This window comes from Aeromonas sp. FDAARGOS 1414 (assembly GCF_019047065.1).
GTDB lineage: Bacteria > Pseudomonadota > Gammaproteobacteria > Enterobacterales > Aeromonadaceae > Aeromonas > Aeromonas veronii_A.
Genome location: NZ_CP077210.1, coordinates 3,979,295 through 3,995,092, shown reverse-complemented (window position 1 = coordinate 3,995,092; position 15,798 = coordinate 3,979,295). Strand labels below are relative to the sequence as shown.

The window sequence follows — 15,798 nt, the reverse complement described above, 5'->3', positions numbered from 1 at the left end:
ATCGCCAGCCTCCCCTCCCCGGCGCCATTACGCTGTTGGCACACCGATTGCTGTAGGTAGTTCACTATCCACAACAGTTTGGGAAGGATGAACAATGAAACGGTGGATCCAACATTTCTATCAACTCAGCCGCCTCAATTGGCTAATGGTCTGGTTGTTGCTCTGTTGCAGCATCATTTTGCTGTTTCCGGCCGGGCTGATGAAAGGGGCCGTCAGCCAGTGGGCTGCGGATCATGCGGCCTGGCTGGGGGTCGGCATGCTGATCGCCATCTCCTACTTCTGCAGTCAGGGCTTCCTGATCGCCTGGGAGTGGGCTTGCGAAGAGTGGCAGGCGCGCCGTCAGCAGGACCAGCTGGCCCAGATGATCGGCTTCCTCGACTTCAACGAAAAGGCGGTGCTGCGCGAGTTCGTGCTACAGCGTAAAAGCGTCATAAACTTGCCGATCACCGAGCCCGCCGTCAAAAACCTGATGGATGCCGGCGTCCTCACCTATGCCTACGGCAAGCCGACCCGAGATAAGGATGACGAGAACCAGATCCGCGCCCTGATGATCGCCCTGCCCGCCCGACCGCTGCTCACCTACAAGGTGCTGGGGCTGTCGCGTGGCAAGATGAGCGACGAACAGGTGGAGCAGATCATGAACGCCCGCCCCAAGTTCGCCCAGAAGGGGTTCCAGCGCTAACCGCCGCCCAACCGCCAGATGCAAAAGAGCCGGACACTGTCCGGCTCTCTAATTTCTGCGCGATGCTCTGTACCATCCCTTACGTCTTGTTGTGCCCTAACCCTTTAGGCTGGAGCAAAAGCTCACATCCGCAACCTTGGTCACCGGATCGAAGCTGTGATAGAGCTCGAAACAGGGTCGATCATCAAATTCGAAACCGGCCGCTACCACCTCACCGATATGTTGCTGCCAGAGTGCGGGGTACTGGGCCGGGTCGGTCACGGTAAAACGTGACTGGCCATAGCGGCCGCCCGCCAGCTGCTGGATCTCCACATTGCCACTTCCCCTGGTGCCCGCCGGCACGGTGACGCAAATATCGGTGCGGCACTGCTGGGGAGCCGTCACTTCGGGGTTGTCGTGGTAGATGAAGATCCACTCCCCTTCGGCCAAGCCCAACCCGACAGCCCATTGATAGAGCTGGTCACACACCGGCTCATAGCCTATGCCGTAAGGGCCGGTGACCCGGATATAGGCCAGAGTGCGCGCAGCCATCTGTTCGGTTTTCATCTGTAGCCTCCTTTCACTGGAACGGCCTTCAGCATAATCAGAGACCCGGGCAGCCGCGTGTCCATTCTTGCTCAGTTGCAAGAGTGACGGCTGGCGGCGCAACATCCCCGGTGCCATGGCAAACTGCTTGCGAAACGCCTTGGCAAAGGCCTGTGAGCTGGCAAAACCGGCCGAAAAGGCAATCTCGGTGATCGGGTCGCGACTGTAGCAGAGAGAGCGAGCAGCCCGCTCCAACCGCAGGCGGCGCTGCATCTCGGTCGGGGTTTCACCGGTGACGGCGGTAAAGACCCGATGAAAGTGATAGCTGGAGAGCGCCGCAAGACTGGCCGCCTCACTGAGGCAGAGCTCGGGATTCTGCTCCAGCGCCCGGATCACCGGGCGCAATCTGGCCTGATAATCGACCATGCCATTAGCGACTGACGCCCCCCGCAACTCTGGCCATATAGAACACATCCACATAGCGCCCTTGCCGGAAGGCATAGTCACGAGCCAGCCCCTCCTGCGTGAAACCGAACTTGCGATAGAGCGCCTGTGCGGCCTCATTGTCGGTATAGACGGTCAGCTCAATCCGGTGCAGGTTGAGCCAGTTATCGGCCAGATCCAACGCCGCAGCCATCAGGGCAGAGCCCACCCCCTTGCCTGCCCAGTCATCCCGTACCCCCATACCGATACAGGCCACATGCTTGCGTCTCGGATTGGGCTCAACCAGCAGCGAGAGCTGGCCTACCAGCAAGCCGTCAACATCGGCGACCAGTGCCACCACGCTGTCACTCTCCAACCGCTTCTGCCACTGGCTAAGGGGAGACATAGGCAAGTGCAAAGTGCCCGCCTGGGCATTGGGCATGGCATAGAGATCCCGCAAGGCGGGGGCATCGGCGGATTCGGCATGACGGATGGTAATCTGCATATGAGGCTCCTTCTCGAAACGTCCATCATGCATCATCCATCGCATCAGTCCATACAACCGGCACGGTCAGAGTGATTTATTGTCGGCAGACAGGGCTGCACACTGAGCCATTCAGCCAGTTTCATAGGTGAAAAAAAACGGAGCAAACGCTCCGTTTTTCAATGCTTTATCAATCCCGGACGGAACGCGCTTCGCGCTCTTGCCGCTCCCTTGCCAACAGGCGTTTGTACCACCAGCTACTGCGACGACGTTGTGCATTGGAAGAGCGACGAGCCATTTCTTAGGTTCCAGCCAAGAGTAGAAAGGAGCTGCATTATGCGACAGGGATCACGTCCATGTCTTTAGCTGGATCAAGAAAAGCCTCACTGGCCCCCTGAAATCCTCTTCTGGTTTTGCTGCCATGTGGCCACTGGCAGCACCATCGCAGGGGAACGCCAGACTCTCAGGCCCACTCCAGCAATCAACCCGGCCCCGAGTTTACTTGACGGATAATCATACAGCCTGCTGGCATTGTGGAACCAATATGGTAGCCTGCCAGCGCCTGTGGGCAGTCTCTCGCTGCCACGCGCAAACTCCCGGTGAATTTGTCACGTCCTGACAAAATATAACCTTATTTATCAAATCGTTATTTGGATATTATCCCAATGCGTATCATGCCGTTGCTCAAGGCTGCCTGCCTGAGCCTGATGTTGTCCGCCTGCGTTGCTCCATTGCTGATGATGAGCCCCACCAGCCAGCTGATGTGGGCCCTGCTCAAGCCGCTGGTCGGCTTTGACCCGAACGAGGTCAATCTGTTCGAACAACCCCTGATCAAGGATCGGATGACCGCCATCCTTGGCCCCAATTACGACAGCACCATGCAGTTGCTCAAGACGGCCGACAAGTTACAGCAGGAGGGGCCGCTTTTCTATGTGGTCTCCGAGTATGCGCCCGTGCCGGATATCGCCAAGCAGGCGGGGATGGTGTGGAACTCGCAAACCAACCAGATGTCTGTATTGCTGCAAAAAGGGGATGGCACCACCCTGACCTTCGGCGAAAATCTGGCGGGCACGGCACCGACCTGGCCAACCGCCATGCAGGGCTGGCAGACCCCCACCAGCCAGCTCACCCCGGCGGCCAATGCCCTGACCGGGGCGGCGACCAGTCAGAGTGGCGCCTCCCCCTTCTCCCTTGGCAGCGCTCTGGGCACAGTGACCCGCGGCGTCACCGGCTCGCTGACCAACAGTGCAAGTCAGGCTATCAGCGGCACAGCCGCCAACGCCACAGGGCAGGCCACCCAAGCGGTAAGCCAAAGCGCGACCGATCTGACCCGTAGTGCAACCACCGCAGTCACTGCACCCGCCAAACAGGCGGTGAGCAGCGCCACCGCCACCGCAACGCAAGAAGCCACCAAGGCCGTTGCCACTCCTGCCAAACAAGCCGTCAGCACCGCCGCCGCAACCGTGACGCAAGAAGCCACCAAGGCAGTTGCCGCTCCTGCCAAACAGGCCGTCAGCAGCGCCGCTGCGACCGCAACGCAAGAAGCCACCAAGGCCGTTGCCGTTCCTGCCAAACAAGCCGTCAGCAGCGCAGCTGCGACCGCGACGCAAGAAGCCACCAAGGCCGTTGCCGCTCCTGCCAAGCAAGCCGTCAGCAGCGCCGCTGCGACCGCGACGCAAGAGGCCACCAAGGCTGTTGTCGTTCCTGCCAAACAGGCAGTCAGCACCGCCGCTCCCCATACGGCCGGAGAGAGCGCCACCGATGCCGCCATAGCAGCAGAAGCCGAGGCTCGCGCCAAGGCAGAGGCGGAGATGGAGGCCCTGCTAAAATAAACCGACAGGTCACCGCAAGGTGGCCTGTCGCGGTATCCGCGACCCGACTATGAACTTCCGGCCAAGGACACATAGACTGATAGGTAATTCCCTGCACAAGGAGTGCGCCATGCGATCCCTGCTCGCGGCCCTTATCGCCCTGCTCCTGCTGACCAGCTTCCCCGCACGGTCCGCCTTTATCTATTACTCGGAGCAGAACATGCCCCTCAACGGGCTGGACAAGGAGGGCAAGCCCATCGGGCTGGCAGTTGAGCTGCTGCGGCTGATGTGGCGCGAGCTGGGGGAGCCGGAGCAACCGATCCAATTTCTGCCATGGGCCCGCGGTTGGTATCTGCTGACCCAGCAACCGGAGGCCGTTCTTTTTACCACCGCCAGAACCAAAGAGCGTGATCCCCATTTCCTATGGGTTTGCCCCATCAGCCACTCGCGAGTGACGCTGGTCGGACGAAAACAGGATGCCCCCAGAGTGACCGGCAAGGGGGATCTGGCCAAACTGCAGGTAGGGGTAATGCAGGCTGACGTGGGGGAGCAGTTACTGCTCAACCGCGGCATCAGCCCGGGCAACATGATGGCGGTGGAGCGCATGGAGCAGGTGGTACGCCAGCTCATCATGGCCCGTACAGATCTGGTAGCAGGCAACGAGGTGATGTTATTCCATCAACTGAAAGCTCTGGGATTTGCCGCGGAAGATTTCATCTCTGTCGCAGTGCTGGAGGAACAGGACAACTGCTTTGCTTTCAACCCGCGGGCGGATCGGCAGCAGGTCGCCCGGTTGCAACAAGCCCTCGATCAGGTTCGTCTCGGTAGCGAATACCGGCAGTTGATGGAACGCTACCAGCGGCTCAGTAACCTTCCCCAAAGCGATAAGCCGCTACCGAAGATCGAGTAACCCCGGTTCATCCTCTTCCCTCTGTGGTGATCAGATGGTTGAGGAAGAGATGAAACAGCTCGGCCCGCGAGCCGAGCCGCAGTTTGCCATAGAGATGCTTGCGGTGATTCTTCACCGTGCCGCTGCCAATCCCGAGCTCCGCGGCAATCGCCTCCGTATCCAGCCCCTGCAGCAGCAACTCCGCCACCTGCCGCTCGCGCCGGGTGAGCAGATCCCCCCCGACACTCGCCATCGCCTGCTCCACCGCACTCCGGAGGCTGGCGCTGTCTGGCAGCGCAGTGCTCTGGGCCAACAGCGGCTGGCTCTGCCGCCACTGCTGACGACAGAGCGAATGCACCAGCGGGAACAGCTGCTCCAGCCTAGCCTGCTCGTCACGGCTGAGGGTACTGCGCTTGTCGAGTCGCCCGAGAAACAGCATCAGTGTCAGTCCGTCCCGCACCGGCAGGATCAGCCCCACCTCCTCCTGCCAGCCGGTGGCCTGATAGAAGTGGTGGCGATATTCGGGATCGAGCCGCCCTTGGGAGACCTGCGCCAGGGTCCAGACGCCGGCAGGCAAGCCCTGCTCCAGCGCCTGCATAAAGGGATCCTGACTGAAGTGGCTGGTGAGGTAGCGATCAAACAGCAGAGCCCGCTGATGGTTGAGGTTGTCGTAGAGGTAGACGGGCCGCTGCCCCACCCCGAGCAGCAGGGCACAATCAAACGCCACCTGCTGCTGGATCAGCCGCACCAGCGCCGCCGCAAAGGCGCTGCTGTGCAGGGCATCGACTACCTCGGTCATGCTGCGGGTCAAGGCATCTGTGGTGAATGGCTGGGTCATGGTGGCACGTTTCCGGTGACGGGGAGCGATTCCCCGCTATGGCTGAATGCTAGCACGAGAGTGGCAAAACTGTCCCTGAGGGGACATATCCGCCACCAGCCAGAACGGCGAGGATGACGGCTTTCACCCTGCTGTTGGAGAACCCATGATCAACCCCCACCTGCTCGATGAGCTGACCGAGCGCGGCCTTGTGGCCCAGAATTCCGACCCGGCAGCCCTGGCCGATCATCTTGCCACCCCGCGCACCGTCTATTGCGGGTTCGATCCCACTGCCGGCAGCCTGCATATCGGCCATCTGGTGCCACTGCTGATGCTGCGCCGCTTCCAGCTGGCTGGGCACACCCCGGTGGCACTGGTGGGCGGGGCAACCGGCCTTATCGGCGATCCCAGCTTCAAGGCGACCGAGCGCAGCCTCAACAGTGCCGATAACGTGCAGGGTTGGGTCGCCAGCCTGTCGGCCCAAATCAGGGCGCTGCTGCCCGCCGATGATGGCCTGTCGGCCCCGCAACTGGTCAACAATGGCGACTGGATGGGGCAGATGTCCGCCCTCGATTTTCTGCGGGATATCGGCAAGCACTTCTCGGTCAACGCCATGCTGGCGCGGGAGTCGGTGCGTCAGCGGCTGGCTCGCCCGGATCAGGGCATCTCGTTCACCGAGTTCTCCTACGCTCTGCTGCAATCCTACGACTTTGCGGTGCTGCACCAGCGGCTCGGTTGCACCCTGCAGATTGGCGGCAACGACCAGTGGGGCAATATCACCAGCGGCATGGATCTGACCCGTCGCCTCCATCAGGCGCAGGTGCACGGCATGACCCTGCCCCTCATCACCAAGGCAGACGGCACCAAGTTCGGCAAGACCGAAGGGGGCGCGGTCTGGCTCGATCCGGCGCTCACCTCCCCTTACGCCTTCTACCAGTTCTGGCTCGGCACCGCGGATGAGGATGTCTACCGCTTCCTGCGCTACTACAGCTTTATGTCGCTGAGCGAGATTGATGCACTGGAGGCGGAAGATGCGAAGCGGCAGGGGCGAAAGCAGGCCCAGCAGGTGTTGGCGAACGAGCTGACCGAGCTGGTACACGGCAAGGCGGCGCTGGCGGCGGTGCAGCGCATCAGCGAGTTACTGTTTAGCGGCGATGTGGCCCGCCTCGGCGAGAGCGATCTGGCCCAGCTGGCGCAGGATGGCATGCCGTGCAGCACCGTCAGCGGCGAGACGGATCTGGTCAGCCTGCTGGTCAGCTGCGGTCTGGCGAACTCCAAACGCATCGCCCGCGAGCTGCTGGCGGCGGGCGCTATCAGCCTCAATGGTGTGCTCAAGCAAGATGATCAGCTGAGTGCCACTGATCGGCTGTTTGGCCGCTACCTGCTGCTGCGCCGGGGCAAAAAGCAGTATCACTTGGTGGCGTGGCAATAAGCCGCAGGGCGGGGAGCACAGCCTCCCCGCCCGCCCCCTGAATCCCTTTTGACTCCCGAGTTGCGATCCCCCTCACAGCCTCTCCCGTCAGCAGCCACCATACTGGCACCGGCGAACATGGAGTACGCCACACAATCTGTTCCTCACGAATCAACAAGGATGCTGATGATGAAGAGATGGCTTCTGGTGCTGCTCTGCACCCTGCCCATGCTGGCACACGCCAGCGGATACACCCAGACCCGCTACCCCATAGTGCTGGTGCACGGCCTGTTCGGCTTCGACAAGCTGCTCGGGGTCGATTACTTCTACGGCATTCCGCAAGCCCTGAGCCGCGATGGCGCCAAGGTCTACGTGGCTCAGGTATCTGCTACCGCCAGCTCCGAGCAGCGGGGGGAGCAGTTGCTCGCCCAGATTGAACTGCTGCTGGCCGCCACCGGCGCCGAGAAGGTCAACCTGATCGGCCACTCCCATGGCGGCCCGACCATCCGCTATGTCGCTTCGGTCGCCCCCGAGCTGGTCGCCTCCGCCACCAGCGTCGGCGGGGTCAACTACGGCTCCGAGATTGCCGATCTGGTACGGGCCAATGCCGCCCCCGGCTCGGCCGCTGAGAAGCTGGCGGCCGCCGCAGCCCACGCCCTCTCCGACATGATTTCGCTGCTCTCGGGCGGGAGCCAGCTGCCGCAAGATCCGGTCGCCGCCCTCGATGCCCTCACTAGCAAGGGGGCCAGCCAGTTCAACCAGCGCTACCCGGAGGGGCTGCCCAGCCGCTATTGCGGCGAGGGGCCGATGCAGGCCAGCAACGGCGTCTACTACTTCTCCTGGAGCGGGCGCGGCAACCTGACCAATCTGCTGGATCCGGTGGATCCTGCGCTGGCGCTGACCGGCGCCTTCTTCAAGGAGCCCAATGACGGGCTGGTCGGAGTCTGCAGCAGTCACCTCGGCAAGGTGATCGGCACCGACTACCGGATGAACCATCTGGACGAAGTGAACCAGTCATTCGGCATCCACCATCTGTTCGAGACCGATCCGGTCACCCTCTATCGCCAGCATGCCAACCGTCTCAAGGAGCTGGGACTATGAAGATCGCCACCCTGCTCGTCGTGCCCTGCGCCATCACCCTGCTGCTTGGCGGGGTGTTGCTCTGGCCCACAGCACCGACGGCAGACTCATCACAGGCTCAAACCAATCAGCATGCACAGAGCCACCCGCACGATCCCGAGCAGGAGGCCGCCGATGCCCTGCAGGCGCGCTATCGCACCTTTGTCTCCGCCCAGAGCAGCCTGACGGTGCCCACCGAAATCTCCCTCGCCAGCTTGCAGATCCTGTTTGACGAGCGGGAGCAGCTGCGCCAGCAGAGCTTTACCCCGGCCGAGCAGGCCCAGCTGTTTGCCGAGGATCGACTGATGGAGCAGCTGACCCTGCGCCGCAGGGCGCTGGCGGAAGCAAGAGACAGCGACAAGTCGCAGCTGGCCAGCGAGCTGGATCTCTGGCTGGCGGAGCAACCGGGCTGGTTTCGCGAGGCTGAGGCCAACAGCCGCCTGCTTGAAGAGTTGCAAGAGCTGGCACAGATGGAGCCAGCCAAACGGGATGCCCTGCTGCTGGAGACGGGGGGGCCGGAAGCGGTGGATCGGATGCGCCAGCTGGAGCAGAACCGGCAAGGGTTCGAGGAGCAGCTCAGCGGCTTTCTGGCCGAACTCAGGCAACTGCCGAACGAGGCCCGGGCCGAACAGCAACAGGAGCTGCTGGCCCGCTGGTTCGAACCCGGACAGTGGCGCCGGGTCGAGGCGCTCACCCGGCTCAAGCTGGGGGAACAATGAGCCAATGACAAGGGGCCCACGATGGGCCCCTTGCTGTGGTGCACTTATTGCGGCTTGTTGGTTGCCGGTAAAGATTGCCAGGTGAGGCGGGTCACCTGAGTGCCCTGCACCTCGCACTTGAGGCTCAACTCCTGCCACCCCTTATCCTGACGCAGGGAGACCTCCCCCTCGATCCCCTGCTCGCCAATCTTCAGCTTATCCTGCTCGAAGATCACCTTGTCGCCATGGGCAAGATCCATCAGTTTGCCGTTGCAGAGCCAGTGAGCGAGATCCGCCCCCTTCAGCTTGACGCCACCCTTGGCCGCCCTCTGCTCGGCCGCGCTCGGCGCGAACAGCTTGCTCAGCTCGGCGGCCCGCTTGGTGAGCCACTCCTGACGCTGCTGCATGCTCATCTTGCTGACAAACTCGGCGGGCTGGCCCTTCTCGTCCAGCCATTGGGTCAGCTTGCCGCTGTCGTCAAAAGCGAACTGGGCGGCGGGCTCTTTGACCCCGAACAGCTTGCCGCCCTTGAAGTAGTAGCGGCTCTCCCCTTCCAGCTTGCCCAGCTCGTTCATGATGGGCACGGCGATGATGACGGGGGCGCCATCGATCCAGGCCTTGATATCGACGCCGTCATGGCTGAATTGACGGATATCGAGGGCGCTCTCGGCCCCCTTCTCCATCAGGGTAAACTGCTCGGCGAGAGAAGCGGCCAGAGAAGGGAGGGAGCAGAATCCCAGGGTCAGCGCGATCGCTGTGTTGCGCATTGAGTTGTACATAACACTCCTGTGATGGGCCATCCGGCCCGTGGTTAACTCTCTGTCAGCCAGGCCCGCAGCCCTTCCCGGTGAACATCGCTCAGGGGCAGGGATTGGCGGGTCCGGTAGTCAAAATGGATCAGGGTCGTTTCGGCGGTGACGGCCAGTTCGCCGCCCTGCCAGGCCTCCTGCCAGACCGTAAATGAGCTGGTGCCGATGCGGCGCACGCCGGTCTTGATGGTGACCGGCTGGCCGTAGAACAGCTCCCGTTTGAACTGCACCGTATAGCCCGCGATGATCAGATGCCAGTTATGCACATCCAGATCGGGGGAAAAGATCCGGAACAGGGGATCCCGCGCCGATTCGAACCAGACCGCCGGCACCGTATTGTTGATATGGCCGAGGGCATCCGTCTCCTGAAAGCGGGGTTGGATCTGCATTTCCAGCATGGGTTGACTCCTTGTCATTGAACCGCGATCAGGCTAACGCGCCCCGCATCAGGACTCAAGCCTCCCCGTCTTATCCCAAGTGCTGACAGCCAGTTCCGGCCGCAACCAGGCGCTGCGAAAATCGAACCAGCCGAGCGCCGTCATCCGCACCCCGTGCACGCCGACCCGGCTCTCCAGCTCCAGCCAGTGGTGGAACAGCGGCACAAACCAGCTCTGCTGCTGCACAGTTGCCAGCAGGGCGCGGGGGCCAGGCTCCTCACCGCTGGCGCGCCACTGCATCAACCCTTGCCACAACTCATGCTGACTGCTCCACACCTTGCGCAGCAACGGGGTGCCCTGCAACCAGGCGTAGGGGGCAAAGGGGCCGGCATGTTCGAGGTTGAGGGTGCCGAGCCAGAGATCCACGTCTTCATCCTCGCCACTCACCCAACGGCCGTAATCGAGGGTGCGCACCTCGAGCCGGATCCCCTGTTCGGCCAGCAGGCTGCTCATGGCGTTGGCGCACTCGTTGAACTCCAGATGCTGGTTGAAACAGGCCAGCACCAAGGTCGTCGGCAACTGCGCCGGTGTGGGCAAGGGCGCGGGCAGTGCTTCGCGCCAGTGGGGCAGCAGACCGAGGGCGCTGGTCCAGCCCCGTTGCAACTCGGGGGCGACCCGCCCCATCAGGGCTACCGGATTGAGCAGCTGGCCGAGCCACTGGCGCAGCGAGGGATCCTGCAAGGATCCGGAACGATCGTCCTGCAGCAGGAAGTAGCAGCCCGACTCCAGCTCCGATTCGCCGCGCATGGTACCGAGCTCAGGGCTGTCGCGCCCCAGCTGCAGGTGGGTCTCCAGTCGCTCCGCAAGCTCAGGCAGCATCCAGATATCGATCTCGTCGAGCAGGGCGCGCAGGCCGAAGTAGTCGTCAAACGCCGCAAGGCAAAGATGCAGGGGATCGTTGGCGGCCACCCGGTATGGGCCTGTGCCCACCGGTTGCAGGGCAAAGCCCGCCTCCCCCTTGAGCTCCCGTGGCAAAATGGTCGCCACCGGCTCCGCCAGCAGGTGGGGCAGCCAGGGATCCGGGCTGTCGAGATAGAGATCCAGCGTGCGCGGCCAAGGGCTCTCCAGCCGATCCAGATGGGCGAACAGCGGGCGATCCCGCAGGGCCAGCAGACTCTCCATCACATCCTCCACCACCAGCTCGCGGCCGTGGTGAAAGCGCACCGCCGGGCGCAGATAGAAGCGCCAGTGACAGGGGCCCAGACACTCCCAGTGGTGGGCCAGATCCCCTTCGATTTCCCCATTTTCCTCATTTCGCCGGGTGAGGCCGTTGAAGATCTGGCGGCTCAGGTGAATTTCGGAGCGGCGCATCGGGCCGGTGGGCAGCAACTGCGGCAGCGGCCGGTAGTAGGGCACCCGCAGGATCTGGCGCCCCTCACGGGTGGCCTGACCGAGCTGTTCGATCAGCAGCGGGGTGAGCAGATCGAGGCGATCCTCGGTCAGCCGCACCGCCTGTGCCAGCTGGCCCTGACTGAGCAGATCTCGCAAGCGGCGCCGGGTCAGGCTCTCCTGACTATCGAGCAGGGTGAGCCGGGAGCGCCGCCCCCGCCCCGCTTCCGCCGACCAGCTGAGCCAGCCCTGATCCTGCATCCGCCGCAGCAGCAGGCGGGCGTTGCGCGGGGTGCAGCAGAGCAGATCCGCCACCTCGGCGAGGCTGATCTCCCGCTCGTCGCTGCCAAGCAGCTGGGCGAGTCGTTGAAATTGCTGGTAGAGGCGACCGGTCGGCATAAAAGAGGAAATCCTGTTGCTATAAGTCATCAGTTTTTACTTCCGCATTTTAGCTCAATACTGCTGATGAACGTGAGAACCACAGTAGAGGAGCACCATCATGAGCCACGCCAACCCCCTCAAACCGAACCGGGTCCAGCAGACCTTGCGCCGTTACTTCAAGCGGATCCTGCCGCGCCCGCTGGCGCTCATCGAGGATCCCATGCAGCAGCTCAACCGCCTGATGCAGTGGGATATGAACCAGATCGATGACAAGGAGTATCGCCGTCGCCTCTGAGCACGGCAGGCCTGCCCGCCACTCGGGACGCGCATCCCCTGCGGGCGACATTGCTTTGCCGGATCTTGCTGTTTACATCGGCCACGGGCCTGATAGATTGGACGTCTATCCATCTATAACTGCGACAAGCAACATCCAACAAGGAGTGTGTGATGAAAGATGCGACCCTGGCCCTGCACCACGGCTTTTCCAGCGACCCCACCACCAAGGCGGTCGCCGTGCCCATCTACCAGACGGTGGCCTACGAGTTCGAGAGCGCCCAGCACGGGGCGGATCTGTTCAATCTGGCGGTGCCGGGCAACATCTACACCCGCATCATGAACCCCACCAACGATGTGCTGGAGCAGCGGATGGCCGCGCTGGAAGGAGGGATTGCCGCGCTGGTGGTCTCGGCAGGTTCCGCCGCCATCACCTACGCCATTCAGGCGCTGACCGCCGCCGGTGACAACATTGTCTCCACGCCCCAGCTCTATGGCGGCACCTACACCTTGTTCGCCCACATGCTGCCGAGTTTCGGGGTCGAGGTGCGCTTCGCCAAGGATGACAGCGCCGAAGCCATCGCCGCCCTCATCGACGACAAGACCAAGGCGGTCTACTGCGAGAGCATCGGCAACCCGGCGGGCAACATCGTCGATCTGGCCGCGCTGGCCAAGGCAGCCCATGCCCGTGGCGTGCCGCTCATCGTCGACAACACGGTCGCCACCCCGGTGCTCTGTAAACCCATCGAACATGGCGCTGACATAGTCGTCCACAGCCTCACCAAATATGTCGGCGGCCATGGCAACTCGCTGGGTGGCGTCATCGTCGACTCGGGCAAGTTCCCCTGGGCAGATCACGCCGAGCGCTTCCCACAGCTGACCAAACCGGAGCCCTCCTACCACGGGGTGGTCTACACCGAGGCCTTTGGCCCGGCCGCCTTTATCGGGCGGGTACGCACAGTGCCACTGCGCAATACCGGCGCAGCGCTGGCGCCAATGAACGCCTTCCTGCTGCTGCAGGGGCTGGAGACCCTGAGCCTGCGCATGGAACGCCACGTCGACAACGCCCTGCGGGTTGCCAATCACCTCAAGCATCACCCCAAGGTGGCCTGGGTCAGCTACGCCGGTCTGCCGGGTCATCCCCACTATCTGCTGGCAGAGAAGTACATGGCCGGTCGCCCCTCGGCCATCCTCTCGTTCGGTCTGAAGGATGGTTACGAGGCGGGCGTGCGCTTCTACGATGCGCTCAAGATCTTCAAGCGGTTGGTCAACATCGGCGATGCCAAGTCGCTGGCCTGCCACCCCGCCTCCACCACCCATCGCCAGTTGAGCGAGGAGGAGCAGGCCAAGGCAGGAGTCAAACCTGAGATGATCCGGCTCTCGGTAGGGATCGAGGCGATCGAGGACATTCTGGCAGATCTGGATCAGGCGCTGGAGGCCTGAGTCTGGTGTTGAGCGAGCGGGCATCAGCCCGCTCTTTTTTTACTGCCGGTGAACCGCCCTCCTCACCCGCTCGTATACCCCATCCTGCCACCGAATCGAGGTCATTATGATAGTCCTGCACCACCTGAACAAATCCCGCTCCCAACGCATCATCTGGCTGCTTGAAGAGCTGGGCCTGCCCTATGAGATCAAGGCGTATCAGCGCGACACCACCACCTTTCTGGCGCCGCCCGAGCTCAAGGCCATCCACCCCCTCGGCAAGTCGCCGGTCATCGAGTTCGACGGCCGGGTACTGGCAGAATCGGGCGCCATCACCGAGTACCTGGTCGCCCGCTACGCCGCCGATCGGCTGGCTCCGGCACCAGATAGCCCGGAGTATCCCGAATACCTGCAGTGGCTCCACTTTGCCGAGAGCTCGGGGATTCTGCCGCTGCTGCTCGACATGTTTGTGCGCAAGGATGGCAGCCCGATGCGCTTCCTGCCGGACTACGCCAGGGCGGAGTGTGCCAAAGTGCTGGGCTACCTCAATGAGGTACTGGCGAATCGCCACTATCTGGTGGGGGATCGCCTCTCCGGCGCCGACATCATGAACTCCTTCCTGGTGGATCTGCTGGCGCAAAGCGGCCAGCTGGCCCACTTCCCGCATCTGCAAGCCTATTGGGAACGCCTCAATACCCATCCGGCCCGTCAGAAGGCGGTAGAGCTGGAGCACGAGCTGGATCAGCGCCCCTGACCCAACAGCCGCCATGCAAAACGCCCCGATAGTCGGGGCGTTTTTGTTATGCAGCGAGCGCGGTTTACTTGGTCGCAGGCACCTTGTCCCGGCGCGACTTCCACCACCAGCGCAGCCGGATCTGGGAGATCAGCATCCCCGCCAGCATCAGGGCGCAACCGGCAATGGCACGCTCGTCCAGCGTTTCATCCAGCAGCAATACGCCCCCCACGGCGGCAAAGACGGTCTCCAGACTGAGGATGATGGCGGCGTGGGCCGGATGGGCGCCCCGCTGCCCCAGCACCTGCAGGGTATAACCCACCCCGACCGACACCAGCCCGGCATAGAGCAGCGCCTGCCAGCCAGCTACTGCGCCAGCCACGGTCGGAGTTTCGATGACAAAGGCGGTGGCGAGACTGAGCAGGCCGCACACCACAAACTGCACACAAGCCAGCTTGATGGGGGCCACCCGGTTGGAGTAGTGATCCACCAGCAGCAGATGGATCGCCCAGAACAGGGCGCCAATCACCTGCAGCAGATCGCCAAAACCGATGGTGAACTCGTCGGTCACGCTCAACACATAGAGCCCGCTCAGGGCAATGAGGGCTCCAATCCAGGTATTGGTACCCGTCTTGTGCCGCAGCAGCAGCCCCAGTACCGGCACCAGAATGATGTAGAGCCCGGTGATGAAACCGGCCTTGGCGGCAGTGGTATAGAGCAGCCCCACCTGCTGCAGGGATGCGGCACAGAACAGCACCAGTCCGGCCAGCACACCACCGGTCAGCAATTGGCGATGGTCGCCAGTGGCGACCACTGGTTGACGGGATTTGAGCCACCAGAGCAGCGGCAGCAGGGAGAAGGCACCGAGCAGAAAGCGCAGGCCATTGAAGGTATAGGGCCCCATATGATCCATCCCGAGGCGCTGGGCGACAAAGCCCATACCCCAGATGGTGGCAGCCATCAGCAACATCAGATTGGAGCGCATGGCGATTCTTCCTTAAATCGGCGCGTGACGGGTTATCCAATCCAAGATACCTGCCTCCCTACCCTCTTGTCTTTAGAGCGATAGCTGTTTTGTCAGCACGGCCAGCAGGGCGACCATTACCAGATTGCCCCGCAGGATCCAGACCACCCGGAAGTACTGCTGGATCGAGATCATCGGCGCCTTGCCCAGACGCAGGGCACGACGCCAGCGATAGAAGAGGCGACTGGGATAGTCGAGGGAGCCGACAATCAGCAGAAACAACCCCACTTTGAGACCGTGGGCAGGATGAGCAAAGAGCTGCGCCACCGAGCTGGCGTGTTCGAGGGCCAGCAGACAACCGGTGGCAAAGATGGAGAAGAGCGCCAGCGCCGCCACCGCATCTGCCAGCAGCAGACGGTGTACCCGCAACATATTCAGGCCGCGACGAAAGATCAGATACTCGACACAGAGCGCCAGGACCAACAGCATGATGCCGCCGTAGTGAGCCATCAGGAGCAACGTGGGGTTCAGCATTGAACGGATCTCATTTTCTGCCTTTAGACGGGCGGGACGGCATCATATATGCTGGTG

General features: G+C 62.5%; 17 protein-coding genes. 9 read left to right on the top strand and 8 right to left on the bottom strand.

Annotation, left to right across the window (positions count from 1 at the left end; all coding sequences use genetic code 11):
* Nucleotides 1-94: 94 nt before the first annotated feature.
* On the top strand, nt 95-682 hold the full coding sequence (locus I6L44_RS18150; RefSeq protein WP_216952701.1) for a superinfection exclusion B family protein: 588 nt from the start codon (nt 95-97) through the stop codon (nt 680-682).
* A gap of 96 nt (nt 683-778) precedes the next feature.
* Here the strand turns inward: I6L44_RS18150 and I6L44_RS18145 are convergent, their stop codons facing one another.
* Together I6L44_RS18145 and I6L44_RS18140 are read right to left on the bottom strand one after the other, a co-directional pair.
* Nucleotides 779-1,633 carry a GyrI-like domain-containing protein gene (locus I6L44_RS18145; protein WP_216954490.1) on the bottom strand — a complete coding sequence of 285 codons (855 nt, stop codon included), beginning with the start codon at nt 1,631-1,633 and terminating at the stop codon, nt 779-781.
* Nucleotides 1,634-1,637: 4 nt separating this feature from the next.
* Nucleotides 1,638-2,135 (bottom strand): GNAT family N-acetyltransferase, encoded by a 498-nt coding sequence (locus I6L44_RS18140; RefSeq protein WP_216952700.1) that lies wholly within the window; start codon nt 2,133-2,135, stop codon nt 1,638-1,640.
* Between the two features lie 644 nt (nt 2,136-2,779).
* Here I6L44_RS18140 and I6L44_RS18135 point away from each other — a divergent pair.
* Nucleotides 2,780-3,946: a hypothetical protein gene (locus I6L44_RS18135; RefSeq protein WP_216952699.1), complete on the top strand. Its 1,167-nt coding sequence runs from the start codon at nt 2,780-2,782 to the stop codon at nt 3,944-3,946.
* A 109-nt stretch (nt 3,947-4,055) separates the two neighbouring features.
* Nucleotides 4,056-4,835, top strand: coding sequence for an ABC transporter substrate-binding protein (locus I6L44_RS18130; protein WP_216952698.1), 780 nt, complete (start codon nt 4,056-4,058; stop codon nt 4,833-4,835).
* Nucleotides 4,836-4,842: 7 nt separating this feature from the next.
* Here I6L44_RS18130 and I6L44_RS18125 read toward each other — a convergent pair whose 3' ends face one another.
* Nucleotides 4,843-5,652, bottom strand: a complete 810-nt coding sequence (locus I6L44_RS18125) for a helix-turn-helix transcriptional regulator (RefSeq protein WP_216952697.1) — start codon at nt 5,650-5,652, stop codon at nt 4,843-4,845.
* A gap of 145 nt (nt 5,653-5,797) precedes the next feature.
* Here I6L44_RS18125 and tyrS point away from each other — a divergent pair, with 145 nt between their 5' ends.
* The 3 genes from tyrS (at nt 5,798) to I6L44_RS18110 (ending at nt 8,880) form a co-directional block, all read left to right on the top strand.
* The gene (gene tyrS, locus I6L44_RS18120; RefSeq protein WP_216952696.1) at nt 5,798-7,063 is read left to right on the top strand and encodes a tyrosine--tRNA ligase; all 1,266 of its coding nucleotides are present in this window, start codon (nt 5,798-5,800) and stop codon (nt 7,061-7,063) included.
* A gap of 168 nt (nt 7,064-7,231) precedes the next feature.
* Complete coding sequence (locus tag I6L44_RS18115; RefSeq protein WP_216954489.1) at nt 7,232-8,143, top strand: triacylglycerol lipase; 912 nt, start codon at nt 7,232-7,234, stop codon at nt 8,141-8,143.
* A complete protein-coding gene (locus tag I6L44_RS18110) occupies nt 8,140-8,880 on the top strand; it encodes a lipase secretion chaperone (protein ID WP_216952695.1) in 741 nt (246 codons plus the stop codon). Before I6L44_RS18115 ends, I6L44_RS18110 begins: the two co-directional genes overlap by 4 nt.
* Before the next feature lie 44 nt (nt 8,881-8,924).
* On the opposite strand, the gene I6L44_RS18105 is transcribed toward I6L44_RS18110, so the two are convergent.
* Genes I6L44_RS18105 through sgrR form a run of 3 tightly spaced genes read right to left on the bottom strand, consistent with a single transcriptional unit; the run spans nt 8,925 to nt 11,833 of the window.
* Nucleotides 8,925-9,626, bottom strand: a complete 702-nt coding sequence (locus tag I6L44_RS18105; protein ID WP_216954488.1) for a hypothetical protein — start codon at nt 9,624-9,626, stop codon at nt 8,925-8,927.
* Nucleotides 9,627-9,670: 44 nt separating this feature from the next.
* On the bottom strand, nt 9,671-10,066 hold the full coding sequence (locus tag I6L44_RS18100; protein ID WP_216952694.1) for a thioesterase family protein: 396 nt from the start codon (nt 10,064-10,066) through the stop codon (nt 9,671-9,673).
* Nucleotides 10,067-10,114: 48 nt separating this feature from the next.
* Nucleotides 10,115-11,833 carry an HTH-type transcriptional regulator SgrR gene (sgrR, locus tag I6L44_RS18095; RefSeq protein ID WP_216952693.1) on the bottom strand — a complete coding sequence of 573 codons (1,719 nt, stop codon included), beginning with the start codon at nt 11,831-11,833 and terminating at the stop codon, nt 10,115-10,117.
* A 100-nt stretch (nt 11,834-11,933) separates the two neighbouring features.
* Here sgrR and I6L44_RS18090 point away from each other — a divergent pair, with 100 nt between their 5' ends.
* From I6L44_RS18090 to I6L44_RS18080, 3 genes are all read left to right on the top strand, one after another.
* Nucleotides 11,934-12,110, top strand: a complete 177-nt coding sequence (locus I6L44_RS18090) for a hypothetical protein (RefSeq protein WP_216952692.1) — start codon at nt 11,934-11,936, stop codon at nt 12,108-12,110.
* Nucleotides 12,111-12,262: 152 nt separating this feature from the next.
* The gene (locus I6L44_RS18085) at nt 12,263-13,531 is read left to right on the top strand and encodes an O-acetylhomoserine aminocarboxypropyltransferase/cysteine synthase family protein (protein WP_005336464.1); all 1,269 of its coding nucleotides are present in this window, start codon (nt 12,263-12,265) and stop codon (nt 13,529-13,531) included.
* 106 nt (nt 13,532-13,637) lie between these two features.
* Nucleotides 13,638-14,264 carry a glutathione S-transferase family protein gene (locus I6L44_RS18080; RefSeq protein WP_216952691.1) on the top strand — a complete coding sequence of 209 codons (627 nt, stop codon included), beginning with the start codon at nt 13,638-13,640 and terminating at the stop codon, nt 14,262-14,264.
* 64 nt (nt 14,265-14,328) lie between these two features.
* Here the strand turns inward: I6L44_RS18080 and I6L44_RS18075 are convergent, their stop codons facing one another.
* Both I6L44_RS18075 and I6L44_RS18070 read right to left on the bottom strand, forming a co-directional pair.
* Nucleotides 14,329-15,228 (bottom strand): DMT family transporter, encoded by a 900-nt coding sequence (locus I6L44_RS18075; RefSeq protein WP_216952690.1) that lies wholly within the window; start codon nt 15,226-15,228, stop codon nt 14,329-14,331.
* Between the two features lie 72 nt (nt 15,229-15,300).
* Nucleotides 15,301-15,741, bottom strand: a complete 441-nt coding sequence (locus I6L44_RS18070; RefSeq protein WP_216952689.1) for a DUF2214 family protein — start codon at nt 15,739-15,741, stop codon at nt 15,301-15,303.
* Nucleotides 15,742-15,798 lie beyond the last annotated feature (57 nt).